The 25,038-nt window shown below is 51.2% G+C and carries 20 protein-coding genes; 5 read left to right on the top strand and 15 right to left on the bottom strand.

Annotated features, from left to right (window positions below; genetic code table 11):
* Positions 1–15: 15 nt before the first annotated feature.
* From VVR27_RS04325 to glf, 3 genes are read right to left on the bottom strand one after another with little or no spacing between them, the layout of a single operon-like run.
* On the bottom strand, positions 16–897 hold the full coding sequence (locus VVR27_RS04325; RefSeq protein ID WP_368547219.1) for an ABC transporter permease: 882 nt from the start codon (positions 895–897) through the stop codon (positions 16–18).
* On the bottom strand, positions 894–2,921 hold the full coding sequence (locus VVR27_RS04320; RefSeq protein ID WP_368547218.1) for a glycosyltransferase: 2,028 nt from the start codon (positions 2,919–2,921) through the stop codon (positions 894–896). The genes VVR27_RS04325 and VVR27_RS04320 overlap by 4 nt, the downstream gene beginning before the upstream one ends.
* Before the next feature lie 11 nt (positions 2,922–2,932).
* Entirely contained in the window at positions 2,933–4,120 is a 1,188-nt protein-coding gene (glf, locus tag VVR27_RS04315; protein ID WP_251379057.1) for a UDP-galactopyranose mutase, read from the bottom strand.
* Positions 4,121–4,654: 534 nt separating this feature from the next.
* Here glf and VVR27_RS04310 point away from each other — a divergent pair.
* A complete protein-coding gene (locus VVR27_RS04310) occupies positions 4,655–8,098 on the top strand; it encodes an FtsK/SpoIIIE domain-containing protein (protein WP_368547217.1) in 3,444 nt (1,147 codons plus the stop codon).
* On the opposite strand, the gene VVR27_RS04305 is transcribed toward VVR27_RS04310, so the two are convergent.
* Positions 8,058–8,429 (bottom strand): hypothetical protein, encoded by a 372-nt coding sequence (locus tag VVR27_RS04305; RefSeq protein WP_346872298.1) that lies wholly within the window; start codon positions 8,427–8,429, stop codon positions 8,058–8,060. The two genes, VVR27_RS04310 and VVR27_RS04305, sit on opposite strands and share 41 nt — an antisense overlap.
* A 283-nt stretch (positions 8,430–8,712) precedes the next feature.
* On the opposite strand from VVR27_RS04305, the gene VVR27_RS04300 reads away from it, so the two are divergent.
* Positions 8,713–8,961, top strand: coding sequence for a WhiB family transcriptional regulator (locus VVR27_RS04300; protein WP_135013289.1), 249 nt, complete (start codon positions 8,713–8,715; stop codon positions 8,959–8,961).
* 96 nt (positions 8,962–9,057) lie between these two features.
* Here VVR27_RS04300 and VVR27_RS04295 read toward each other — a convergent pair whose 3' ends face one another.
* Genes VVR27_RS04295 through VVR27_RS04285 form a run of 3 tightly spaced genes read right to left on the bottom strand, consistent with a single transcriptional unit; the run spans position 9,058 to position 12,666 of the window.
* On the bottom strand, positions 9,058–10,602 hold the full coding sequence (locus VVR27_RS04295) for a PAS domain-containing sensor histidine kinase (protein ID WP_346872297.1): 1,545 nt from the start codon (positions 10,600–10,602) through the stop codon (positions 9,058–9,060).
* A gap of 43 nt (positions 10,603–10,645) precedes the next feature.
* Positions 10,646–12,028: a CpaE family protein gene (locus tag VVR27_RS04290; protein WP_368547216.1), complete on the bottom strand. Its 1,383-nt coding sequence runs from the start codon at positions 12,026–12,028 to the stop codon at positions 10,646–10,648.
* Complete coding sequence (locus VVR27_RS04285) at positions 12,028–12,666, bottom strand: hypothetical protein (protein WP_368547215.1); 639 nt, start codon at positions 12,664–12,666, stop codon at positions 12,028–12,030. The genes VVR27_RS04290 and VVR27_RS04285 overlap by 1 nt, the downstream gene beginning before the upstream one ends.
* 209 nt (positions 12,667–12,875) lie before the next feature.
* On the opposite strand from VVR27_RS04285, the gene VVR27_RS04280 reads away from it, so the two are divergent.
* Entirely contained in the window at positions 12,876–13,103 is a 228-nt protein-coding gene (locus VVR27_RS04280) for a helix-turn-helix domain-containing protein (protein WP_237202072.1), read from the top strand.
* Between the two features lie 21 nt (positions 13,104–13,124).
* Here the strand turns inward: VVR27_RS04280 and VVR27_RS04275 are convergent, their stop codons facing one another.
* The gene (locus tag VVR27_RS04275; protein ID WP_346872294.1) at positions 13,125–13,676 is read right to left on the bottom strand and encodes a hypothetical protein; all 552 of its coding nucleotides are present in this window, start codon (positions 13,674–13,676) and stop codon (positions 13,125–13,127) included.
* A 40-nt stretch (positions 13,677–13,716) separates the two neighbouring features.
* Between VVR27_RS04275 and VVR27_RS04270 the strand changes: the two genes are divergently transcribed.
* Entirely contained in the window at positions 13,717–14,655 is a 939-nt protein-coding gene (locus VVR27_RS04270; RefSeq protein WP_368547214.1) for a LysM peptidoglycan-binding domain-containing protein, read from the top strand.
* Between the two features lie 10 nt (positions 14,656–14,665).
* Positions 14,666–15,166, top strand: a complete 501-nt coding sequence (locus VVR27_RS04265; protein ID WP_368547213.1) for an Rv3235 family protein — start codon at positions 14,666–14,668, stop codon at positions 15,164–15,166.
* A gap of 84 nt (positions 15,167–15,250) precedes the next feature.
* Here VVR27_RS04265 and secA read toward each other — a convergent pair whose 3' ends face one another.
* The 7 genes from secA to VVR27_RS04230 form a co-directional block, all read right to left on the bottom strand.
* Positions 15,251–17,893: a preprotein translocase subunit SecA gene (gene secA, locus VVR27_RS04260; RefSeq protein WP_368547212.1), complete on the bottom strand. Its 2,643-nt coding sequence runs from the start codon at positions 17,891–17,893 to the stop codon at positions 15,251–15,253.
* A 209-nt stretch (positions 17,894–18,102) separates the two neighbouring features.
* Complete coding sequence (gene hpf / locus VVR27_RS04255) at positions 18,103–18,747, bottom strand: ribosome hibernation-promoting factor, HPF/YfiA family (RefSeq protein ID WP_368547211.1); 645 nt, start codon at positions 18,745–18,747, stop codon at positions 18,103–18,105.
* 155 nt (positions 18,748–18,902) lie between these two features.
* The gene (locus tag VVR27_RS04250; protein WP_368547210.1) at positions 18,903–19,130 is read right to left on the bottom strand and encodes a ComF family protein; all 228 of its coding nucleotides are present in this window, start codon (positions 19,128–19,130) and stop codon (positions 18,903–18,905) included.
* 726 nt (positions 19,131–19,856) lie between these two features.
* Positions 19,857–21,542 carry an LpqB family beta-propeller domain-containing protein gene (locus VVR27_RS04245; protein ID WP_368547209.1) on the bottom strand — a complete coding sequence of 562 codons (1,686 nt, stop codon included), beginning with the start codon at positions 21,540–21,542 and terminating at the stop codon, positions 19,857–19,859.
* Entirely contained in the window at positions 21,529–23,145 is a 1,617-nt protein-coding gene (gene mtrB / locus VVR27_RS04240; protein ID WP_368547208.1) for an MtrAB system histidine kinase MtrB, read from the bottom strand. Before mtrB ends, VVR27_RS04245 begins: the two co-directional genes overlap by 14 nt.
* An 84-nt stretch (positions 23,146–23,229) precedes the next feature.
* On the bottom strand, positions 23,230–23,916 hold the full coding sequence (gene mtrA / locus VVR27_RS04235) for an MtrAB system response regulator MtrA (protein WP_346872287.1): 687 nt from the start codon (positions 23,914–23,916) through the stop codon (positions 23,230–23,232).
* A gap of 79 nt (positions 23,917–23,995) precedes the next feature.
* Positions 23,996–25,012, bottom strand: a complete 1,017-nt coding sequence (locus tag VVR27_RS04230) for a hypothetical protein (RefSeq protein ID WP_368547207.1) — start codon at positions 25,010–25,012, stop codon at positions 23,996–23,998.
* Positions 25,013–25,038: the final 26 nt, after the last annotated feature.

The following is a 25,038-nucleotide window of genomic DNA, read 5'->3' as shown; positions in this document are numbered from 1 at the left end:
AATTTTCACGCTGTATCAGAGCTCCTGAGCGAAGTTGCCCTCAAGCCTACGGAAGAGTGCATCGCCAATCCACAGGGTCACCAATGAGATCAGCAGAGCTATCGGCACCCAGAAGGTCAGAAGGTTCGGAGGAATATTGGAGGTGGGGAGAGTTAAAGCATCAGCACTCAGCGTTGAAATCCAGAAAGCGTAGTGAAACAGCTCTACAGCAACCGTAAGCGGGTTGAGCATGTAAACGGTCATCACCCAGGGGTAAAGGGTATCCCTCACCATGGTCCAGGAGTAGAGAACCGGCGAGAACCAGGTCGCCACCATTAGAAGCATATCTACGATGTTTTCAGAATCTCGGAAGAATACATTAGCAACTCCGAATATGAGGCCTAGCCCTGTAGAAAATAGCATGATGATAGCCATTCCCACAAAAGCAGCACCCAACTGTTTGATATCGGGGCTCCACCCAGCGAAGAAACAGGCAATCAGCAAGACCAGAATCTGCGGAACAAAATGGATGAGTGCTACCCAAATCGTTGAGACAGAAAACAGCTCGCGCGGCAGATAGATTTTCTTAATCAGGGCGCCATTTACAACCATAGCTTTGGCTCCATTACTGAAACCCTCAGAAAAGAAATTGATAACAATCATTCCTGAGAACAGGTAAATCGCGTAATTCTGCATACCTCGCTCTAGCCCCAGAAAAAGACCCATGGCGATATAGAAGACACCGAACTGGACACCGGGTTTAATGTAGGACCATAAAATACCTAGCACAGATCCCCGATAGCGAACCTGAATCTCTTTATCGACGAGAAGTTTGAGAAGGTACCGGTTTTTGAGAACGTCCCTTAGCCCCCTGCCACGACCGGGGGGTAGCAGGGGGGAATGGGTTAAAATACTCATCGACGAAGCTCAGATTCAGTGTGCTGATTGAACGTTTCTTGCCACGCTTCGTAGGAAGCAACGCGTGCAGCAGCATCTCGATACTGCTGGCGCAAGGAGGCCCACTCGCGGTAGATACGAGCGTGAAGCTTTGTTGCCCTAGCAAGGTTGGCACGCAGCTGCTGGGGATCGCGCTGATACCAGAAAACACCTGTGCCTTCAGCATTAGTAACCAGCACTGAATCAAACTTAGAAACAGTCCACCAACGGTTTTCAGAGTAATTCAACTGAATCTGAGGGTGTTTTTTAGCGAGATCGTCCACCGGTTTGAACAGTTGGCGGCCTACGGTAGAAACAGCCCAGGGAATCAGCTTCTGATAACCGGGTGACTTGAAATTCCGTCTTCCCTTGAAGGGCGGCTTATTTGTCTTAGGCTGGGGATAATCATCCAGGTTGGTCTTAAGTTGAGCGTCCTGGAAATCCTTAACCTTGCCCCTGATAACGGGCAGGCGCGCACTGAGTGAGGGATGGAGGTGGTCAGGACCCGATAAAAGGTCCTCGATTGCCATCAAACGACCCTCTTCGGTGTAATACTGCATGGAAAGCGCGTGCTTGACATCCAGAAAGAGGGACTCCCTAAGAACTGATCCGCCCTTATCGAAGGGTGAATGAATCAGTGCTGTAATGAGACGGTTACGTTCGTGGAAGTAGGCTTGCCAACCTACAGAATCATCTTTATCCTGCCAGGATACATGCCACAGAGCGGCACCGGGGAAGGAGACGGTGGCAAACCCGGCCTCTTTCGCTCGCAGCCCGTATTCAGCGTCGTCCCACTTGAGGAATAGGGGTAGTGACAACCCAATCTGCTTGATGACCTCGGTGGGAATGAGGCACATCCACCAGCCGTTGTAATCAACGTCGACACGGCGGTGCATCCAGTGGGTGCTCCGCAAGTTCATCTTTCCTAAGTCGTGCCCCAAAGACATGTCTTCGTGGGGACGATCGTAGAAAGTACGCCAGGGGTTAACTACCTCGCCAAAAGCATGCAAAACTGAGCGGTCGTACATATCAAACATATGGCCGCCCACAATGGTGGGGTTCTTGCAGTAATCGGCAAAAGTAATCATTCTCAGGATGGACTCGGGTTCAACCACAACGTCATCATCAAGGAGCAACACATAGTCACTTCCGTTATTAACTGATTCGTACATGCCCCGAGCGAAGCCGCCGGACCCACCAAGGTTGCCCTGGTTAATGATCCGGAACTTCCCAGCTAAAGGTGCAACCACATCTTCGAAATCAGGGTGATCAGAAACCTTTTCAGTTCCCTGATCCACGATAAGAATTTCTTTGACGCTCCCTAGAGCGTCAAGGTTTTCACCCAGTGACCGAATGTTATCGATGCAGTACTGGACTTTGTTCATGGTGGTGATTTGGACGGTAGCTTTGCCGCCTTCATCTCCTAGGCGAGGGGTAATAGCGCCTGTCCACTCAGCCTCGACCAGAGTGACGTCACTCTTAGTTCCGGAAAGATCAAACCAGTACCAGCCACCGTCGCCAAAGGGCGCCAACGTTAGATTGAACTCTGAGGTCATGGCCCCTGCCACAACCGCAGCATCAACGCGCTGGATTACTCCTCGAGCGTTAGATTTATAGACAACTACCATGCCCTCACCCTCAGTGTGAACTCTAAGAGTTACAGACTGCAGAGAGGTCCAACGACGCCAGTATGATGCAGGGAAAGCATTGAAATATGTTCCAAAAGAAACCGTTTTACCCGATGAAATCTGAGCTGAGCGTCGCCCTAGAACATCAGGCTGGTTAGTTTTGGAAGGTGCAGAATTTGTAGCTACATTTTCTTGGGCAGCCGTCGCTTGAGCGATAGTATCAGCGGCATTGCCGTCTAGACGGGTGGGAAGGTGCACGCCCGTAGCGTTACCACCATCAATATAGAGCGGGATAACGTCAGTTTGGACAGCTTCAGGCAAAATAACGCGTTGAAGTACGCGCTGAGGGCTCACCTCAGTAGTAGTCGTTGTGCTCATGTTTCCTTACCTTAAGCGTCAATTCCGCCGGAAGCGATTTGTTGGCCCTTTTCAAAATGGGGGCGGAGCTTATTGTCAAACATTGACAGAGCCGCACCAATAGCCATGTGCATATCAAGATATTTATAGGTGCCCAGACGCCCGCCGAACAGTACGTTCTGCTCACCGGCAGCCAAGTCACGGTACTTCAGCAACATATCTCGGTCAGCACCGGTATTGATGGGGTAGTAGGGTTCATCGCCCTTCTCGGCAAAACGTGAGTACTCACGGTGGATGACAGTGGCATCCTTCGTGTAGTCCCGCTCCGGGTGGAAGTGACGGAACTCGTGAATACGGGTATAGGGATAGGTAGCATCAGGGTAGTTCATAACGGAGCAACCCTGGAAATCTTCCATCTCGAGAACTTCTTCTTCAAGATCAATGGTGCGCCAGGACAGATCACCTTCGGCATAGTCAAAGTAACGGTCAACAGGCCCCGTATAAATAACCGGTACCTGGCCGATTACCTTGGAGCGAGAATACTCGTGACCTTCTTCAAAGAAATCAGTGTTGAGGTGCACCTCGATATTAGGATGGGCTGCCATACGCTCAAGCCAGGCAGTGTAGCCGTCAACTGGCAGACCTTCGTACTTGTCATTGAAGTATCGGTTGTCGTAGTTGTAGCGCACCGGTAGACGAGAGATGATGGACGCCGGCAAATCAGCGGGGTCAGTCTGCCACTGCTTGGCAGTGTAGTGCTTGATGAATGCTTCGTATAGCGGACGTCCGATGAGGGAAATACCCTTATCGTTGAGGTTCTTCGGGTCAGTTCCTGCCAGCTCTCCCGCCTGCTCTTGAATGAGGGCCTTAGCTTCAGCCGGGGAGTAGGCCGCATTGAAAAACTGATTAATGGTACCCAGATTGATAGGCATGGGGTAAACAATGCCGTTGTGGTTGGTGTAAACACGGTGGGTGTAGTTCGTGAAACCGGTGAAGCGGTTGACGTATTCCCAGACTCGTTCATTGGAGGTATGGAAGAGGTGCGCACCGTAGCGATGTACTTCAATGCCAGTACGCTCTTCGTTCTCACTGTATGCATTGCCGCCGATGTGATGACGTCGGTCGAGCAGAGCCACCTTTAGTCCCAGCTCGGTTGCAGCCTGTTCAGCAATCGTCAGGCCAAAGAGACCTGAACCCACAATTACAAGATCAGCGTTCACTAATACTCCTTGTTTACGAATGATGCTTGGGAAAGCGTCATCTCTATAATTTGTCTCCCATAACGGAGGAAGCTCTACGGTGTGTCTACCTTCTTTGAGGTAAACAAAGTTATATCCAAAGCTACCTGAAAAGGTGGTCTATTACTCATCGATTTACCTGAGAAGTCGATGTGATTATTGCCCGGTCTGGGACTCAGACTATGTGCTGGGCTAAGCCAGCAGGGAAATTATTTGGCGATCGATCACCACATGCTCAAAATCAACTGTGAAAAGTTGCATCGCGGATATACGCCCTTGATAGGACGCCTCTCCAGAAATGTAATGGTCAATATGGATATTAGATTGCTGGTTGAAAACCCATCGAAAACGCAGTTCACCGCTGTGCGTCTACGGTACACCGGCACTGTTTCTGGCGTCCTCCTACAAGAAAAGCTACAAGAATTTTTCGGGTCAGAGACCCATGAGTGGGCCGTAGCCAGCACCCCCATCAAGGAGTTATCAGTTGGGCAGCCTCCCCTACTCAACGGGTCCATCGTGGAATCTTATCGTGGTAAAGGTGCTGTGGAAAGAGCATCAACAATCTATAGTGCCGAGATTATGCACGGCCCAGACTCCAGAAAGATGTTCTCCCTTTCAAGAGGGCGGTGGAGTATTGGCCGAGATAACTGCGATATCACTCTCAATGACCCCAGCATGTACCCGCTTGAAGGTTATATGACGGTGGACCATGCAGGAGTTACCTACAGCTCAAAGGTAAAGAGTCACACTCTACAGACTCAATCTCTCATCAAAATTGGCAATAGCGTCCTCAGAATAGGTGAGCCCCCAACAGTCTCCGATTCGTTCAGGGATACTGACGATGTTGAAATAGAACTTCCTGCGCCCCGCCCCAAAGTGCTGCGGGTTGCCATGATTCTCATGCCACTCATTGTAGGGCTGACGATAGCTCTCGTCACCGGTCTATGGCTGATTCTAGCTATGTCGGTAGCTTCATCAATGTTGATGGCGCTGCACATGATTTCTCACCATGGTGAAAGTCGAAAGACCCGGAATGCTGTGATGGAAGCAGCTACACGTGATCTGACCAACGTTAGACAGTTCAGTGCCCATTCAATCGGTCAAGAAATAGTTCTAGGGCATCACCAGCGCGAAACTAAGATACGTAGTACACAAAGAGAGCTCTCAATCCTTCCATGGATTGATGTAGCTCCCTTTGTAATTAGCGTTGAGCAATTAGTTGAACTCATGCCGATTATTCCAGTTCATACACAACGGTTGGCTCTTGTACATCTTTTGGCAACAAGCAGTCACGTGAGTATTTTAGTGACGTCGGCTGATAGCTGGTCATATCATCAATTAGTGCAGCCGCTTCTGGCTCACCCATCAAGCTATCTGATGAGGAAGTTTGATTCCGAGGCGACGGGAATTATTATCTGTGAAAGAAAGCCCGCCATATTACCCAAAAAGGCAACAATTTTCTGCATCTCGAGCGCCGAAGATTCCACCTACAGCGATGTTTGCTTGCTGGATAGAGGAGTAAGTTTAGATGGCGTTAGTGAACCTACCTACCGGTCTTTAATTTGTTCCCTACCTATTCAATCTCTGAACAAGGCAGGGCATTCTGTTGTTGCTTCGAGAACTAGCGACATTGAATATTTTGCCCCTCCCCCTGAGAATCCGCCCCAAGACACTGAAGACGTACAATTCTTTGTCGGAATCGAACCCGAAACCGGGGCTGCACTCACCTACAGTTTAAATACCCATGGTCCCCACTTTCTGTGTGCAGGCACCACCGGCTCCGGTAAGTCACAGTTCCTACGCTCGGCGCTCTGGTCCATGGCTCTAAAGGTCCCGCCCACCCGCCTAAGCTTTGTCCTGATTGATTTTAAGGGTGGTGCAGGATTAGGCCCTTTAACAGCTCTACCCCACTGCGTTTCTTCCCTCACTGATCTCGATATCTCACAACTCTCCCGTACCTTAAAATACTTACGCGCAGATTTGAAAAAGCGGGAAAAAGCTTTCCACCAAGCTGGAGTGAGCTCCCATGAGGACTACCGTGCTCTGATTTTGGGCTCTGAAAGAACTCTAGACTTTCCTGAAGTTGTGATTTGTATCGATGAGTTCAAGATGCTGGTCGACCAACACCCCATCATCATGAATGAAGTTATGCGAATAGCCACCATAGGTCGTTCGCTGGGATACCATCTTTTTCTCGCCACTCAGCGTCCACAGGGAGCGGTGTCTGCTGAAATCAGAGCAAATATTGCCACCGCTTTCTGCTTGAGAGTTAGTTCCACACAAGATTCCTACAATGTCATATCAACCGAGGCCGCCGCGTCCATTCCTGCCCGATCCCCCGGAGCTGGGTATGCAAAAGACTCTGAAAACCGCCTCATACAATTTCAAGCACCACTCATCAACGGTTACTACGGGGCCACAGAATCCGAAGTCGTTTCTATTTCAGCGGTGTATAACCAGCGCGCAAATGATGATCTAGGCCAAGCAGCTCAAGCTCTTACTGATAGAGAGCTAGCTACCCTGTGCTCTGGTTTATCAAAGCAGCCATTTTTTGCCGAGAAGAGCTATGCACCGATTGCTCCTTCTCTCAGTGCCCTGCCATACAGGGTTAGTGCTTCACCTCTCAGCCTCAACATTGGCGTTCTCGAAGTGCCTGATGCGGGTATCCAGAACCAATGGCGGTGGAAAGAAGATGACGGTTGCCTGCTTTTCCTTGCATCACCGATTGAACGCAATGAGCATGTTTTTATGCTGATGGAACAAGCGCTAAGTAACGGTTCAGCTGTCTTTTGTTTCTCCCCATCAGAACAGTTCATTCATCGGGTAAAATCACGATTCCCAGCCTCCAGTGCCAGCTGCTATGCCTACTCTATGAAGGACATCGATTTTGTGCGAGGTGCTGTAGAAACACTTATTTCGTCACGGTCACCAGCGCTGCTGGTTTTAGATTGTTTTGATCAAATCCAAGATACTCTGGCACGTTACCCAGATTTTGAGACACAAATATTAGACTTTCTATCTCCAGTGGGCCAGTGCACTGTAAAAACAACATGTACGGCCTCCTCCTTGCCACGCGGCAAGTTCCAGCAACTTTTCGCTAACGTACTCTTTTCGGCCTCCTACCTTGAGACAGATCCCTTGAGGTCCCACCGCAAAGAATACAACCGGCCCCATGAAGGCCAGTTTTCTGTTGAAGGCGCCGCCATTCAATCGTTAGTGGGCGACACTGCAGAGAACGGGGTGGTATGCCTTGCGCTTCCAGACCCAGAATTTAGCCCAATAATTCAACAGGGCGCTAAAAAGCTAGCACTGGCCCAACTCCCTACTCACCTCGGTCTAAAGGATGTACCTGAGCTTACTGAAAAAGATGACTTCCGCATCGGAATAACGAGAAACGGCTCCGCAGTCTCTTTGCCCAAGCTGGGTAGCAACTTTATAGCTGTTTCTGGGAAGAAAGGAAGCGGTAAAACAAGTTTTCTGCGGTCCCTGATGGAAATGAACCAACAGCATTCAGCTATATTTCTACCCGGTGAAGCGAGACCAACGCTGAAGCAGCTTAAGAATGCTCTTATCGCTAGCTGTGATGGTTATAAAGATCTTCCCATCCTTTGTATTGATAATCTGCATCTTCTCAACGAAGAGGTACAGAGGTTCGTCCTTCAGGAAAGAGATAGTTTTTCAAAGGTTATTGTGGCCTACACCCCATGGCCCAGATGGAGTACATCTCCTATCCTGTCTGCTTTGTCAGGAACAGAAACTGGGCTAGTATTAGCACCCACTTCCATATCTGATCTGACCTTTTACACAGCAACAGCCCTACCCTGGGATCTAAAAACTGACGGCAAAGTTCCACCCGGTCGAGGGGTGCTTATCAATCATGGAACGGTTCTTGCTTTTCACGTCCCACTGAGAGCAGCTCCTAGGAAAACTGGCGAGTATGACGAAGCAACGGCTGAGTAAACATCAAGATGATAATTGCTCCACTCAGCAGCACCGCCGACACACCGTATAAAGGTGCGCCGCTTAGAGCGGTTTGAACTCCGATCACAACACCAAAGAATTGCCATACCAGAATAAGCGCGCGGCTAAAAGGGCGATGCTTCCAGAGCGCCACCACACCGATACCCAGAGATACGGCAACCAGTAGGAAGAATGAACCTACGACTGATGCTCCCCTCACATCATCCGCTGTCATCACACCGCTCACCGTAAAAAAGAGTAGAGCCAGCACCTCCAGCGCCACAAGGCTGACGGTAAGCTTTACCGCCGCAGGTAAAGATTGCTGAGACATTATTAGCGCCTTTTCTTTTCATTCTCTGGTATCACTTTTAATAGCCTAAAGGCACTTTCGTGGCAGTTCTCACTCAGAAACACCCCCAAGGTACGCCCTGTGATATTTCACTCAGCGGTCGGTGCCAATTTTCGCCGCTACCCCCCTTGTTTGAAGACCCATATCGTGGGAAAGTTAGTGGAGTTCAGCTTTGGCTCCTTACTATAAGGGGCCAAATTTTATTGATAGTTGCTGAAAACTTTTCAGCTTTAGTTATTCCGGTAACACCTAGGAGAGCATGCTAATGGATTGGCGAAGCCGTGCTGCTTGTCTTGAAAAAGACCCCGAACTCTTTTTCCCCGTAGGAAATACCGGACCAGCGCTCCTTCAAATAGAGGAAGCTAAGAACGTCTGCCGTTCTTGCACTGTGATGGATACCTGCCTCCAGTGGGCCATTGAAACTGGCCAGGATTCAGGTGTTTGGGGCGGTATGAGTGAAGATGAGCGAAGGGCTATGAAGCGACGCGCAGCGCGCGCGCGACGTGCGTCCTAAGGTCAGACCATACTGCACAGATATTGCAAAAGAAGGAGAGCTTTCTAGCTCTCCTTCTTTTCTTTATGCAGTGTTTTTTGAAGCCCATCGATGAGCTTAGCCCGATAGCAAAATCTCTATAGTGACAAGCGTCCCGTGAGGTTTGACCGAGCTCCAATGGATACTGCCACCTAATTCACTTGAAACAAGGGTCATTACAATCTGCGTGCCCAAACCTGAAGATGGAGCACCGCTTTCCAACATCAACTTGGTTTCATCGGTGAGACCAACTCCGTTATCAGCAATGCTCACCACCATAATATGCTCACCGCTGGGCTTGTAGTCGTGGGAGCAGCTCAGGGTTACCTCGCCAGTTTGTCCGGCCAAGCCGTGTTCAACAGCATTAGCTACAATCTCGTTGATAACTAACGCCAGAGGCGTAGCAATTTGGCTGGGGAGCTTACCGAAAGACCCAACAATTCGTGTATGAACGTGCTGATCTGGTGACGCCAGCTCAGCAGCCAGGTTGAATTGCCTGCCGATGAGGTCATCGAAATTGACCTCCTGAGTCAGCCCTTGAGAAAGCGCTTCATGCACCATTGCAATGGTAGAGACCCTTCGCATAGCCTGCTCTAGGCCCTCCTTAGCTTCAACGCTATTCATACGTCGAGATTGTAAACGTAAGAGGGCTGAAACGGTCTGGAGGTTATTCTTCACCCGATGATGTATTTCGCGGATTGTTGCATCCTTAGACATCATCTCAAGCTCCCGGCGGCGTAGCTCCGTCACATCCCTGCAGAGCAATAAGGCTCCGTAGCGTTCTTCGCCTAGTCGAGAGAATTGTCGTAGAGGAATCGCTCGGAAAGTAACGTTTTGCCGCTTAGCCTTAATTTCAGCTCGCCAGGGCATACGACCTGTGAGCACCAAAGGGAGAGTCTCATCTGCTTTTTCACCGGCTGGAAGAAGAGACCTGGTGAGATGCAATAGGCTCTCTCCTACCATATCTCCGCTGAACCCTAAACGTTTATAGATAGATAGGGCATTGGGGGAAGCAAAGAGTACGCTGCCGTTAGTATCGAGCATGAGCAGACCATCACTGACCCGCGGATTACCGTGGGCAGTCCCTACCGGTGCCGAAAATTCTGGCCAAGCGCCCCTCGATACCATTTGCAGTAAATGGTGGGCAACGTCCCTGTACACCCGTTCTGCCTGCTGCCGTTTTCTGGTTCCCAGGTTTTCTCGATGTACTGAGAGCAATGCCACCGGACGTCCGTTTCTGATAAGAGGTATAAATTCAGTATCGAGAATTATGTCTTTGATGGTGTGTTCATCGTCAGTTCCTTTAGGCGTATGGCTGTTCCAGCTGGCTACAGCTCTCTCTAAAAGACCGGCGCTAAGCTGCTGCCCTACTCTATCGGTATGAAAGACTGTGTGAGTGGTGGACGGACGAATTTGGGCTAGGCACAGGAAGCCTGCATCTGATTCAAGAGGCTGGGAAAGGAGATGGTGACTGCCATCGAGGACTGCCTCTGGAGCCCATAGAAGAATGTCACAGTACCCTGTATCAGCGATGATTTGCCATTCATTAGTAAGCAAATGTAGCCACTCAATATCGCCCGGGCCAAAAGCTCCGCTGCGAGAGAGCGTATCGATTAATGGCATGCTATTTCTTCCTTGAAGTGTCTATCACGGCCAACGGGGCACTCTATCTACCCCAAAGCCGAGCTAAAGGGCCGAGCTTGCGTTTATACCTCACGTTATCAGAAGACAGATTTGATGCATCATCTGATAAGTCTTCTGCAGGACGCAAAGCTAGGACAGCAGAGATATGCGTAAAGACGCTTTCAAATTCTAGTCCTACTTTGGATTTTGGTGCGGCCTCCATAATAGTTTTACCCGAGAGGCAAGCTTTATCTGTGGTTGCTCGGTCCTCGCTCACATACCCCTCGATTTTTTCTGAGGGACCAAAGCGTTCCCAGGCATGCTCTATTGCCACCGTGGGATTAGCCCCTACGGCATCAGCCCGAACCTTATTAAAAAAGACGCTTCTAGGTATATCTATCATGGTGTCTGACAAGAGGTTTTTTAGGCTGTCCAGAGCTTTGACCGTTCTGGGTACGCCCACCACATCCGCAGCGCCAACAACGAGAATATGGTCTGCTTCAAGAATGCTTGTCAACGAACCGTCATTACGCAAGGGAGCCAGCCCATCAAAGGCAGCAGCTTCGTCCTGCTCAATACAAAACGAGGTGTCAATGATGATCACATCATACTTCTCCCTCAGCATATTGATCACTCGGCTCAGGGCTTTACCCCTGATCTCGGTCCAGCGATCAGGACGGTTGATGCCGCTAATGATATCCAGCTGATGGGATTTATGCTGAATCGTGCTAACCAGCTCATCAATCTTTTGGCTATCAAGGTTACCTCTATCGGCGAAATGGCACATCTGAGCCAAGCTCGAATAGTCATCGGTCAAGCCTAAAACAGCCCCTACGGAGGCACCGTAGGTATCTGCGTCCACCAAACAAACCTTGTGCCCAGCATTTGCTGCTAGCCCTGAGAGATTCACTGCAAAAGTTGTTCTACCGGGAGCTCCCTGGGCTCCCCAGATAGCCAGCACTTTGCCAAGACGCTCTTCTGTTTTTTCCGAAACAGCCTGATTTAATTCAGCTTCGTGAGATTCAACTTCGGATGTTGAATTACTCGGTTGCCTATCATAGACGCCACCATGTGAGTCACTATAATCTTCAAGCCGGTCCACAGCCGAGCGAACGCCCTGAAGTACATCGGGTATATCAGCCAGAGCATCAATGGTATAAATTTCGGAGAAAGGTAGGTTGCTACCCGGATCGATTACAGCGCACACAGCTACATCAAGTTCATAGAGCGCCGCGAGCATTGATTGTGTGAGATCCTCGTATTGGGTCACCAACAGAATTGCACGGGCTATACCGCTCTGCGCGGTTCCCAGCATTTCTCCGAGGTCATGGACGTGGCGTACCACGCTAATATTCCCGCGCTGAGACTCGATTCCCAAAATATACCTGCCAGAAGTATCTCCAACAACAATAATTGGAATCTGCATTACTGGCCTGCCTTATAGGTTGAAGGCACTATGTTGATGACCGACCCATCACTGCTAGCTGCAAGAACTGGGCTCAAAAGATCGGACTCTACCCACAGCTCTACAGCAGATTGACCCGTCCCACCAATAATTGACTCCTGTGGAGTCACCGAATGGATTTCAGCCCCCTCAGCAATTGCTCTGGGTTCATTGTATGTATTCGATCCTTCTACCTTTGAGGCAACCCAAATATCTACTCGATCCCCCGCTTGGAAGTCAGCGACTGCGTACTGATCTTTGAGAAGGGTCACCAACCTGCGCCCTTCTTTGAGATCGGTAGTGACCGCTGCAGCCGCCAGCAATTCTCCTGATACTAGAGGACGCTTGGCAACAGTTCCAGGGGCAATAGGCTGATCTGCGGAGATGTATTGTTCGCTAGATCCAGCTAACCTTGCGTCAACAACCGTTAGGTTTTGGGTCGTGATATTTTCACCAATACCGACATCAGCGGTGAGGGCATAAAAAGGCTCTGTTTGGTTGGTCGCTCGGATAATTCCGAGAACCCCCAGCAGCGAAAGAACCACAATGAAAACTCCGATAAGGAGTCGTGGGTCTGTGGCTCCTGGCTTTTTAAAACGCGGCGTCAGCTTAGATGGCATGGGTAGAGCTTCCTTCATCAAGTTGAGTACTCCTATCAAAATTTTCACTAATCAAACACGAACTTTCCAACTCAACACAGTCATCTGGCCAAAAATTACGCCTTAAAGCGCTAACAAGACTCAATAGTGGTAATTTTCTTCCAAACCACATCAAAATTCACTAAAATAAATCAAGATAGTGATTGGATTACCACAACAAGGAAGCCCCCATGGTCGAACAGCGTTTTCTGACACTGACTGATGTGAGTGAAATTCTCAATATCTCCCTAAGCCAGACTCGCGCGCTGGTGAGAACCGGCGAACTCAAGGGGATTCAGATTGGTGGTCGCAATCAGTGGCGAGTTGAAAGCTCGATGCTTGAACAGTACATTCAGGCCATGTATCAAAAGACTGAAGAAAGCATCAAAGCTGAGCAGCTAGACCATCAAGAAGCCTAAGCTTCCTATGTTCTTTTGAATTTACCTGGCATGAAGTGCTGCAATCGCTCCAAAGGGGATGACGCGCACTTCATTTCTCTGCGTACCCTCTTTTGCTTCAATTCTCTGCACAAATAATTCGCAATAGTCAGCGCCCACCGTTGTAATCCGACCTTCAGTGAGCGGGGAGTCTGGCCCACCGTGAGAAATTGACACGGTCTGTTGTGAAGCGGCTAGAGCCCTTAGAACATACCCCAGGGTCAACTTTCTGCTGACCTCCTGGGCTGAAGTGAAGGATTTATTATCCCCACCCTCCCACCACATGAGACTTGCCAGGGGAACAATGAGATTATCTGCACTCGATTCCAATTGAATCCAGCCTAGTCCAATATTTTTGAGGGTTCCGCGCCAAATCTCTGAATTCAACCCGTGAACAATAAGTTGCTGACCGATTTGAGCAGCTAGACGGTCTGCTAGATAAATTTTTGCGGCTTCTGACCGGCGAACTTCGGCGGCATCTGCCTCATAAGTAAGCCGTCTACTCTCATCTAGTTGAATCTCATAATCACGAAGAAGCAAGTCTAAGTTGTTCATGTAACGAGCCTATCCACCGAAGCAAAAAATGTAAATGCACATGAAAACAGTGAAATACCTTGAAAACGCTTCAAAAGAGGTTAGTATGATGATAATTCATCAAACTACATCAAATCATAAGATTGAGGCAGAAGTGAAAAGCAAAATGATGAGCATCTTCCCGGTGGTTACTGTTCCTGCCATCGCACTGATAGGGAGCTTGGCTAGCTACAGCTTTCTCACGCACAAACTACACCTTATTTCTCAGGGGCATTCGCTGGAGTCTGGGATGTGGTGGGAAGCTCTATCATGTGCTGTAGCATTCACCCTTTGCTCCATTGTTTTTCTGTGGTGGTTCCTCAGTATGGCAGTGAGCTCGGTGCTCGCTATCAAGGCTAAGCTCCAAGGGCGAGAGCGGGTCAGCTTACCCTCCTGGGCTCCGATGGCGGTAAAAGCTACTGTGACGGGGCTGTTTGGATTGGGGCTGCTGAGTAATCCCGCATTGGCCGCCACAATCCCGGCTGTTCAGCCCCTTAGTTCAGTTACTCAGGTTCAGCAACACAAGCAACAGCTTCCGCTAGGCCTCTTCTTGCATCCTTCTGATGATACCTTCGGTATTTCCCCCGCAGCATCTCCCCTGTTTTCATATTCACGATCCACGACATTAATTGGCGAAGAAGGAGGTCAGGTGGAAGTGACGGTCACTAAGGCTAGTCAACGCACTCAGCTCTCACCATTATTCGGCGGACTCCGAAAATCAGTAGAAGCTCCGCGGGCATCTTCACAGGATACCGACCCCGGGGCGCCCGTATCATCACGGGTATACATTATTCAGCCGGGCGACACTCTCTGGTCCATTGCCGAACAGCACCTACCCGCTACAGCTAGCGGTTCTGAAGTGCTCAACCTTGTCCACACCATTCAATCTGCCAATGTCAGAGACATTCCAACACTTGAAAGTTTCATTTACCCGGGGCAAAGCATCACGCTTCCTTTCTGAGGAGAAAACCATGAAAACCGCATTCCCAGAACATGACCGCAACCGTTATTGCATCATCGATGCAACAGAATACGAAGAGCACTACGCTACCTACTTCGAACAAAAGGTTAAGCAACCACCAAACGATCCGGTCTACATCAGTGCAGAAGAAAAATCGGTCGAACAGCTGGCACTTTCGATTGGGCTGGCCACCGTTGAAATCTTCATGGGTTTACGCCCCACGCACCACCTTTCCCCTTGGCTTTCTCAGGCTTGTTACCGAAGAGTTCACCAACAGGTCCAGAAGGTTCATGAGATGGTTAACCGCACTTTCCAGCCACCGGCCTCTTCAGGCCCACTCCAACCCAGGGTGCACCCGGTCAAGGCTCGCAGGATTATTCTTCAAAAGGTTTCACCCAAAGCCTACGAGGCCTGCCTTATCGTTCAGGACGCACAGAGGGCGCGAGCTGTAGCCCTGCGCGCTGAGTTCCTTAACCGTCGGTGGAAAATTACGGCACTTGATATTGCCTAAGCACTCACGCCCGCACATGAACCTATGAAACCTAAAAGGGAGGGGCTCGGTCATAAGCTGACCGGGCCCCTCCCCTCTGGGTATTTACTTTTTCTCTATGTCAATCGCATCATTATCAGGCTCTGGAGCAGCCTCAGTGCGAACCTCTGCCTTACCACTTTCAGTAGGTGCCGAATACTGCAAGAACTTAGGCTGAGCAGGAATCTTCAGCTGAATCTTTGAATTTTGAGTACGCTGTTTTGAAAGGTCCAAGCTGAACAGGGTTGACACCGTCTCTTCGCGAATAGCTTCCATCATGCTTTGATACATGGCGTAGCCCTCCCTCTGATACTCAACCAGAGGATCACGCTGAGCCATAGCACGCAGGCCGATACCTTCCTTGAGGTAATCCATCTCGTAGAGGTGTTCAGGCCATCGTTTGCCGATCACTGAAAGCACCACTCGACGCTCAATTTCGCGCATAGCTTCCTCACCAACAGAAGCTTCTCGATCCTCGTACTGCACTTCGGCGTCGGCAAGCACCTCGGTTACCAGCAGATCGCGTGTAACCTTAGTACGATCCCCAGCCTCTTCGAAAAGATCTTCTGGGGTGATAGAAACGGGGAAAACCGTCTTGAGTGACTCCCACAGTGCATCAAAGTCCCAGTCCTCCGCGTGCCCGCTGCCAACGTGTGCGTCAATGGTCGAAGTAATAACCTCAATGCGGAACTTCTGAATCTGATCCTTGAGATCGTTGCCATCAAGAATCTGCCCGCGGTCCTTATACATCGCTTCGCGCTGACGGTTCAGAACATCATCATATTTGAGCACATTTTTACGCTGTTCAGCGTTACGAGCTTCGACCTGCCCCTGTGCTGAGGCAATAACACGAGATACTAGCTTTGAGTCCAGCGCCGTATCGTCCGGTGCACCCGCCATAAGACGTGAAGCTGCCTGACCGTTGAACAGGCGCATGAGATCATCTGACAGCGAGAGGTAGAAGCGTGATTCCCCGGGGTCGCCCTGACGCCCCGAACGACCGCGTAACTGATTGTCGATTCGCCGCGACTCGTGACGTTCTGTACCCAGCACGTAAAGACCGCCCAGAGCCGTTACCTCGTCATGCTCTGCTGCCGACGCCAGTTCTGCCTCTTCAAGAACCTCAGGCCACTTGGACTCGTATTCCTCGGCATTTTTAAGAGGATCAAACCCTAGAGCCTTCATAGACTCAACGGCTTCAAATTCGGGGTTACCACCCAGCATGATGTCGGTGCCTCGGCCAGCCATGTTAGTGGCTACGGTAACGGCACTCTTGCGCCCTGCTTGAGCTACGATTGACGCTTCGCGCGCGTTATTCTTAGCGTTGAGAACTTCATGGCGAATACCCTCTTTAACAAGGAGTTTAGACAGATATTCAGATTTTTCAACGCTGGTGGTTCCCACCAGAACGGGCTGACCATTTGCATGGCGTTCCTGGATATCTTTGACCACCGCATTGAACTTAGCGATTTCGTTTTTATAGACCTTATCAGGCTGGTCAATTCGCTGGATGCCCTTATTGGTGGGGATAGGAACAACACCCAGTTCATAAGTATTCATAAACTCGGCTGCTTCGGTCTCCGCGGTACCCGTCATGCCAGAGAGCTTGTCGTACATGCGGAAGTAGTTCTGAAGCGTCACGGTCGCCATGGTCTGGTTCTCGGGCTTAACTTCGACTTCTTCCTTGGCTTCAATTGCCTGGTGGATACCGTCGTTATAGCGGCGACCAGCCAAAATACGCCCAGTGTGCTCATCGACAATCATGACTTCGCCGTTCATGACAACGTAGTCCTTGTTGGCTTTAAAGAGCTCTTTAGCCTTGATGGCATTGTTCAGGAAGCCGATGAGCGGGGTATTCTGCGATTCATAAAGATTCTCGATACCGAGGTGGTCTTCAACTTTATCGATACCGCTTTCAAGCACACCAACGGTACGCTTCTTTTCATCGACCTCATAGTCCTCATCACGAATAAGGCGCTTAGCGATGCGAGCAAATTCGCCGTACCAGCGGTTGGCCTCGCCCATAGCTGGGCCTGAGATGATTAGTGGGGTACGAGCTTCATCAATTAGAATTGAGTCAACCTCATCGACGATCGCAAAGTTGTGCCCGCGTTGCACCTGCTCTTCTTTAGTCCACGCCATGTTGTCGCGGAGGTAATCGAAGCCGAATTCATTATTGGTCCCGTAAGTAACGTCAGCTTCGTACTGCTTACGACGCACTTCGGGGCTTTGGTTCGCAAGAATAACGCCAGTTTCCATACCCAAGAAACGGAAAACTCGACCCATAAGGTTCGCCTGATATTCAGCCAGGTAATCGTTGACCGTAATGATGTGAACACCTTTGCCTGAGAGAGCATTGAGGTAAGCAGGAGCGGTGGCAACCAGAGTTTTGCCTTCACCAGTTTTCATCTCGGCGATGTTGCCCAGGTGCAGAGCAGCACCACCCATTAGCTGAACATCATAATGACGTTTACCGAGTGTGCGCTTAGATGCCTCACGAACCACAGCGAACGCTTCTGGAAGTAGAAGGTCCAGATTTTCGCCCTTTTCAACACGCTGGCGGAAGGAGTCTGTTTCAGCGCGGAGTTCTTCGTCGGTCATGGCGACAAAGCTATCTTCGAGTGAATTTACTGCATCGGTGTAAGCACGCAGCTGCTTGAGGATTCTTTTGTCTCCGCTGCGGAGTAGCTTTTCCAGAAGAGATGCCACTGAAGTTTGCTCCTAGGTAGGTGGGCCGGCAGGTGCGTACAATCTGCACACAGTCATTCACATAATACTAGTGCACCACTGGTGTTCTGATGAGCTTTTGCCCAGCGCTTAGAGAAGCTCGCGTGTTCTGTCGCTCAAAAAGCCGGCCCCCACCCTAGAAGGTGGAGGCCGGCTGAATATTTTAGGCTTTGAAAATAACCTAGGAGTCCTTACTCAGCGTCGAGAGCAATCACACCGTAGGACCAGCCCTTACGGCGGTAGACAGCAGATGGGGCGCCAGTTTCTTTATCAACGTAGATGAAGAAATCATGGCCTACTAGCTCCATCCGGTCAACGGCTTCTTCGGAAGTTAGCCGATCAGCGGGGAAGCTCTTCTTCCGGATTTCAATGGGGGAAGAAACTTCATCGGTGAGGTTATATTCACCGGCGAACGCGGCCTCCTCGACAGGTACATCGTCAACATGAATATCAGTGGTAGCAACCGTCTGACCTTCAGCTACTACGGGGATGGAACCGGTAGCCTCAGCCACCGAGACAGGATGCTTGCCACCTAGACGTCGGTCTTTACGACGGTCACGAGCACGGCGTAAACGTTCAAGAAGTTTGCCAAAAGCATCGTCAAAGACAGCGAATTTATCTTCGCCCTCTGATTCTGCGCGAAGTACGGGGCCACGACCAATGACGGTGATTTCAACACGGATTGAGCGTGGGCCGCCATGGCCTTCTTTAGTAAATTTGACTTCAATGTCAGTAACGTTATCGCCTAGCGTTTCGAACTTGACGACTCGACTTTCGACGTATTCTTGCAGGCGTTCGCTAATTTTGACGTTGCGGCCTTGTACGTTGAGTTCCACAATTCCCTCCACGGTCTGGGGGTTGAATCTTAGCTTGTGAAGGCTTCGATCCGGGGAATCTGTCTGGCTGATTCCTTGCCTTAACTGTACGCCTGTTTGTGGCGCAAGTCATTCTTTGCGGTTGTTTTGGGAAATTTTCTTCATTTTTTTATTTCCTAAGAGGTGTTCTGGGGCGAGGGCTGCTCCGATCGCCGTTGAACTCTCGCAACAGCGGCCGCGCCTATCACACAAGCACCAGCCTCCGATAAGACCCTATAAGCTTCAGCAATAGAAGCACCCGTGGTGGCAACATCGTCACAGATAATGCAGACTCGGCCGGATAAATCCAGAGAACGCCCAACCCAGCTCAGCGCAGGTTGACGCACTCGCAGGCTGCCCTGCATTCTCCAATACCTTGCTTGCTGCCCCAATTGTTTCTGGGAACCTTTCGCATGACCAGTTAGCACTTTCGCTCCTTCGCCAGGGTAAAGGGGGCGTAGAGCTTCAAGAACGGTAAAATTTACTCCTGGGTATGTTGAAGGTAGGAGCTTGCTAGCAGCCCTCGTGATGTCGGAAGCAGGCGCGAAACCTCGGCGTCCTACTGATTGCCGGCTGGACGGGATAGGGACGAGATAAACCGACGCATCCTTGCCCGAAACCTGGGTAAGACCAACCTCCTGGCACAGAAAAACCAGCGACCGAGCGAGCGCAGATCCCAGATAGGATAACAGGTCAGTACGCGCAGCGTTTTTGAAACTTAACAGGCAATGAGCTAGCTCGTACTCATACTCACCGGAGCTTGCTACCGGGCAGGGAGCGTAGGTCAGTTCCGTCATCAGAAGATTCAGGGTAGCTATATTCAAAAGCCTCGAGCACCTGGGGCACAGTGCCCTTCTGCCTCGCATAGGCTCCCCGTAGGACCTACACGCAGCGCAGAACCTCGGTACGAAGAGCTCCGCCAGTTCATCAAGTGAATGCGCACCTCTGGCACCCCAGCTCGCTAGAGCATCTTTACTTTTCATACCGCTAGAATGGCGGCCCAGAGGCTAAACCACAAGCGACAGCCAGAAAAGTGGATAAGTGGTGCGGACCAATAAACCGGTTACCGCCACATTGGGGCTAAATGAAGCTTAGCCCGAATAGTTAAGCGCCGACAGGCTGGATTCAATGCGAGTCCAACCGTTACCAGCCACGATGAAAAGCGCGCCCGTTTTATTAGTAGCAACCACCTGGTCAACACCGTTACCGGTCACAATACGCTCAATGTCGGGTAGGTTGTCATACCGAGTGCTTTGACCGGTTAATGAGACTATCTCGGTTTCAGCTGTAGTGGTATTCCAAAGAATCACGTCTTCATCACTCACCCACTCCACACCGTCAGGGCTGATGTCGGCGCCCACCTGAACTGGATCCAACAACCCCAGCGGCACCCCGTCTTCAGCTCGGCGAATCGCTGAAATCCAAGCCGAAGCAGCACCATCAGTTGAGGTCACCAAAGCAACACGGGCACCGTCACGGGCTACTGCTAACGACAGAAGCGTCTGGCCGTGCAGCCACGTTTCAAGTGTTTTGGGCTCAGCTCCTGACTGACTCGCAGCTAAGGCCCGCACGCTGCCGTCCTCATGAGCGATCCATAACCAGTTCTGATGATCATAACTCTGCTGAAGAATACCTACGCCCCGGTGCACCACTTGAGCTTCTGAAAGCGTAGCTAACCACAGCTCAGATCTATCAGCAGCCGTAAAGCTAAAGGAAGTGCGGCTATAGTTCATTGCAGGCTGAGCAGGGGCAACACCATCTTGCGCAAAAACTAAACTCTGGTTCTCACTCGCAGACAAATTATCGCGCATCACCAAGCGGTTATTTTCAACTCCCAGCACAAATGGAGGCACCTCAGCATTAATTGCCGGCTCCCGGTAATTTTCAAGATCCTGAGTATTAATCACCTGGTTATTAATGCTCAGCTGGGTTGAGGTAATAGACGCTAAGTTAGAGAGTGTTTGGGTGAGTTGCGTCCGCAGACGTTCCAAATCGAGTGCACTGGCAGACTGTAGAGAGGGCCCGCCTGACAGCTGGACGTCCGCTCTGCCGTTTTCCACCGTCACTGAATTTCGGGTCAAAGCGGTGTTAGGAGGGATCGCTGTGATCACACCACCTTCAAGATAAGACGCCGGGCCTTCCAGCAAAACCTTCACGAGAGACGTTGCGACGGTAGGGCGTTCTACGAACCAGCGCACATCAGGCACAGCTTGAGTAAAGGTTGGATCGTAGAAGTAGAGAGTGAAAGGGCTGAAAACCTCACCAAACTCAGTTCTACTCAAGACAGTTCCATCTGGAGCGGTAGCAATCCGCCACTCCCCCTCTACCTGCTGAAGAGTAAACTCAAGTTCATTTTCTGTAGCTTCGGTATAGGAGGTAGCAAGCCCCCTACCGTCTACAAGAGTAGAGGTTGGGACGGTTACCATGAAGGTATCCTGCCCAGTTTCTTCGGTCATAACTGACGCGTTGTAGATGAGGGTCTGCCCGTCAGGTCTCCAGGATTCAGCCAGAGATTCAGTGAGGAAAAGACGCGCAACACTGTAATCATCGGTAGTCCCAACCCCGGCGTGCAGGAACCCATCGATAATTTCAGCAGGTGTAGCCCCCGGTACCGGCCCAGCGGGAGTGTCGATGGCTTCGGTAGGTGAAGCCGTATTCCGAGGGTCAGCGTAATGGTTAACTTCTCCATCGGTCGGAATCGCAGCGCAGCCTGTTAGAGTGGCTACCGCTGAGACAAAAGACGCCGATAGGAGGTCTCTACGGTTAAGAGGTCGCATTGAGATGTTGCTCCTGCTCTATTCCTAGTCGATGGGCTGAGGTGTCAGCGCTAAGCTCAGCTTCAACGGGTGAAGGGGTGGGGTGTCCGCTAATGAGAACGGGTGAAGCTCCTATTGCTCCGCCTTCCTTCAGGGGAATGGTCATGCGGAAGCAGGCCCCCTGCCCCTTAATACCCCAGGCCTCCAAGGTTCCCTGGTGCAGACGGACATCCTCGGCAGCAATCGATAGCCCCAGCCCAGTTCCGCCCAGCGTCCTCTTACGGGACGTATCTCCTCGCCAGAACCTGTTAAAGACCTGATCCGTTTCTTCCGGGCTCAGACCTATGCCGTGGTCACGCACCGCAACACCCAAAGCGGTGTCGGTAGCATCAATATAAATATCGATGGGCTTGCCCTCACTGTGCTCCACAGCATTGAAGAGGAGGTTACGCATAACGCGTTCGATACGGCGATGGTCCATATCTACCATCATCTCAGAATGGTGGGTGTGGACGGTCAGCTCGGTGCCCGTACGCTGCAAGTGCGGCTCGACCGCCTTGAGCACTTCGCTGAGGACGGCCATGAAGTCCACCGAAACGGGATCAAGGGTCTGGCTGCCCGCATCAAAGCGTGAAATCTCCAGCAAGTCCGCCAGCAGGTTATCAAAGCGATCTACCTGGTCATAGAGCAATTCGGTGGAGCGCTTATAAATGGGTTCCATATTGTCTCGGCTATCGTGCAGCATCTCTGCTGCCATACGGACCGTGGTGAGCGGAGTGCGAAGCTCGTGGGAAACATCGGAGACAAAACGCTGCTGCATAGTGGACAGCGTTTCTAGGCGAGAAATCTGGTCCTGAAGTGAGTCAGCCATGCGGTTAAAGGACATGCCAAGCCTAGCTGTTTCGTGTTCACCGCGTACCAGCACACGCTGGTCCAAGTTACCAGCAGCAAGCTTTTCTGCCGTAATCGCAGTGGAACTGATAGGACGAATCACGGTTCGGGAAATGGCCCACACAATTGAAAGAACCACCAGAAGCAAAATGCCGAAACCAATCCACACCACAACGTTGATGTAATTCACCGTGTTTTGGGAAGAAGACAAATCGTAGACCAGGTAGAAAGCGTAATCAGGGTTCTGGGGAATTGAAATCTTAGTGCCCACCACCAGGGTAGGAACCGTCCTTCCGTCCGACCCTACACTTGCCGAAGACTGCCAGTAGATACCCCGCCCAGAGCTCACCGTTTGCGCTAGTTCCTCCGGGATATCGGCAGCCGTTGTGTTACCGGATTGGCTTTGCTCCGAGACGAAGCCTTGCGTGGTGGCATTGATATCTTGCAGGAGCACCCACTCACGGTTGCGATCCGCGCTGGTGGTTTCCAGCACCGTCAAGAACCGGGCAACGTCCCGCTGGATTTCAGTACGGCCGGTAGCATCAGAAGCATTCAGCAAGGTTTGGACGTTGCTGAAGCCGCTCGATGATTCCTCTAAAGCTTGCTCTAGGTTGCCTCGGAACAGAGAGTTAGCAATCTGGTGGGAAATAAAGGACCCAACAAACATGAAGGAGATAAGGAGCAGTAGGGCTGCAGTGAGCACAGCGCGAAACTGAAGGGATTGCTGCCACATTTTTCTAAGACGGTGAAGGGGCCGCCCCAGCCAGTGGAAGCGACCCCGCTCAGCGTCTGAGGTACCCAGGGAAAGAGCCACCGTTTAGCGCGCCCCGTGTGCGGCAGCCTTGTAGCCCACGCCTCGCACGGTGAGCACAATCTCGGGATTCTCTGGGTCCTTCTCAATTTTGGCTCGTAAGCGCTGAATATGAACATTAACCAGACGAGAATCTACGGTTTTCTCATAGCCCCAGACATTCCCTAGCAGGGTCTCACGAGTCATCACCTGGCCCGGCTGGCGAGCAAGGTTAGCAAGCAAATCAAACTCCAGCGGAGTGAGGGAAATATTCTCACCGTCGCGGGAAACGGTATGACCAGCGAGATCAATGTGAAGGGCACCCACGCGGATTGGCTCATTGAAACGTTCTTCTCGCGGGCGAAGGCGTGCACGGACTCGGGCCAATAATTCTGCGGGCTTAAAGGGTTTAGTGATGTAGTCATCTGCACCAGCTTCTAGGCCCTTCACTACATCTTCGGTGTCGCCCTTAGCGGTAAGCATGATGATGGGGACATCAGATTCGGCACGAATCTGGGTGCACACCTCAATTCCGTCCATACCGGGAAGCATGAAATCCAGGAGAATGAGATCAGGTTGATGAGTGATAAAAGATTCCAGGGCGCGATCGCCAGCGTTACAAAAGACAGCGTCGTAACCTTCCTGGGCTAGGACGATTCCCACCATCTCTGCCAGGGCATCATCATCATCAACGACGAGAATGGTTGCGTTCACGGGGCGCTCCTTCGAAATTCAAGATAGATCAGCTACCAGTCTAACCGGTGTCTCCCCATCTGCCGCGGTAGACCAGCTCCTAAGCGTCCTGGGCAATTTCTGAGAGGGCACGGGCGGTCTCCGTTAGATGCCCCAACACGGTTGTGGCAACTTCTGGGCTCTGCTCTTCCAAACCTGGTAGATCGGTAAGAGTGATACTGCTCAGCAGGTTCTTGGCTAAACCAACGTCTCTCCAGCGAACCCAGAAATCACGCGCTATCTCCCCCACCGGCAGGCGTGTACGCGGTGATACAGTCTCCAAGAGAGGGCGGGCCCCCGCTTCTACCATCCTGGCTACCTGCTCCCAGTCGCGGGTCGGGCGACCGGAGAGGTTAAGTACTGGAGCCATGAGAACTGCCTGAATTTCTGGGTGCAATTCAAGGACGTTGCTACGCACCAGCACGTTGACTCCCAACCCCTCCGCGCGGCGGTGAATTTTAGCGAGGGTTTCGACGGCCTCATGCCGTCTCAGTGCCCTCACCGTTGAATACCCACTGGATGTCTTGATAGCGCCGGCGAGGACGGCGGGAAGCAGCGGTTCATCGAATTGTAAGCTTAACTGCAGCCCGGGGGCAGCCTGCTTTAATCGCTCCACCAGTGATTCAAGACCTGCAAGAAGGGAGTCGCACAGATCCCTGCGGGCCCCGTAATCAATCAGGACCAGCTCCCCGTTGGTCAGGTAGGTACTGGCAGCAAGGCTAAAGGGCCCCAGTAGCCGCACCTTAAGCCCGCCCTCGGGGTTTTTCTCTTTCCCCACAACATCAGCAAGAGCATTGATATCAGAGGCTAAAAAGGTCTGTGCAAGATTGCCTTCTTTGGCGAACCCCTCTGTGATACGCCAGCCGCTAGCCGTGACATCAGCAGTCAGCCCCTCAAGGCAAGCCAGGGTACGCCCTAGGGCCGTGGCATGAAAGCCTCGGTCAGCCAGTTCAGGTAAGAAACTAAGGTGCGGGGCGCCCAGCTCCCCCCGTACTCGGCTGACAGCGTCCACCATGTTCACCCCGCCCCAGCCGCCTAGACCGGTCGCGCGTACCAAGAGGTGCTGTTCAAAGGTCAAGGCTTGTTCTGTATCTCTGCGAAGCG

This window comes from Rothia sp. LK2492, from assembly GCF_040946345.1.
Taxonomy (GTDB): Bacteria; Actinomycetota; Actinomycetes; order Actinomycetales; family Micrococcaceae; genus Rothia; species Rothia endophytica.
Note: the sequence above shows the minus strand (reverse complement) of the source record. Positions and strands in the feature narration are given on the sequence as shown.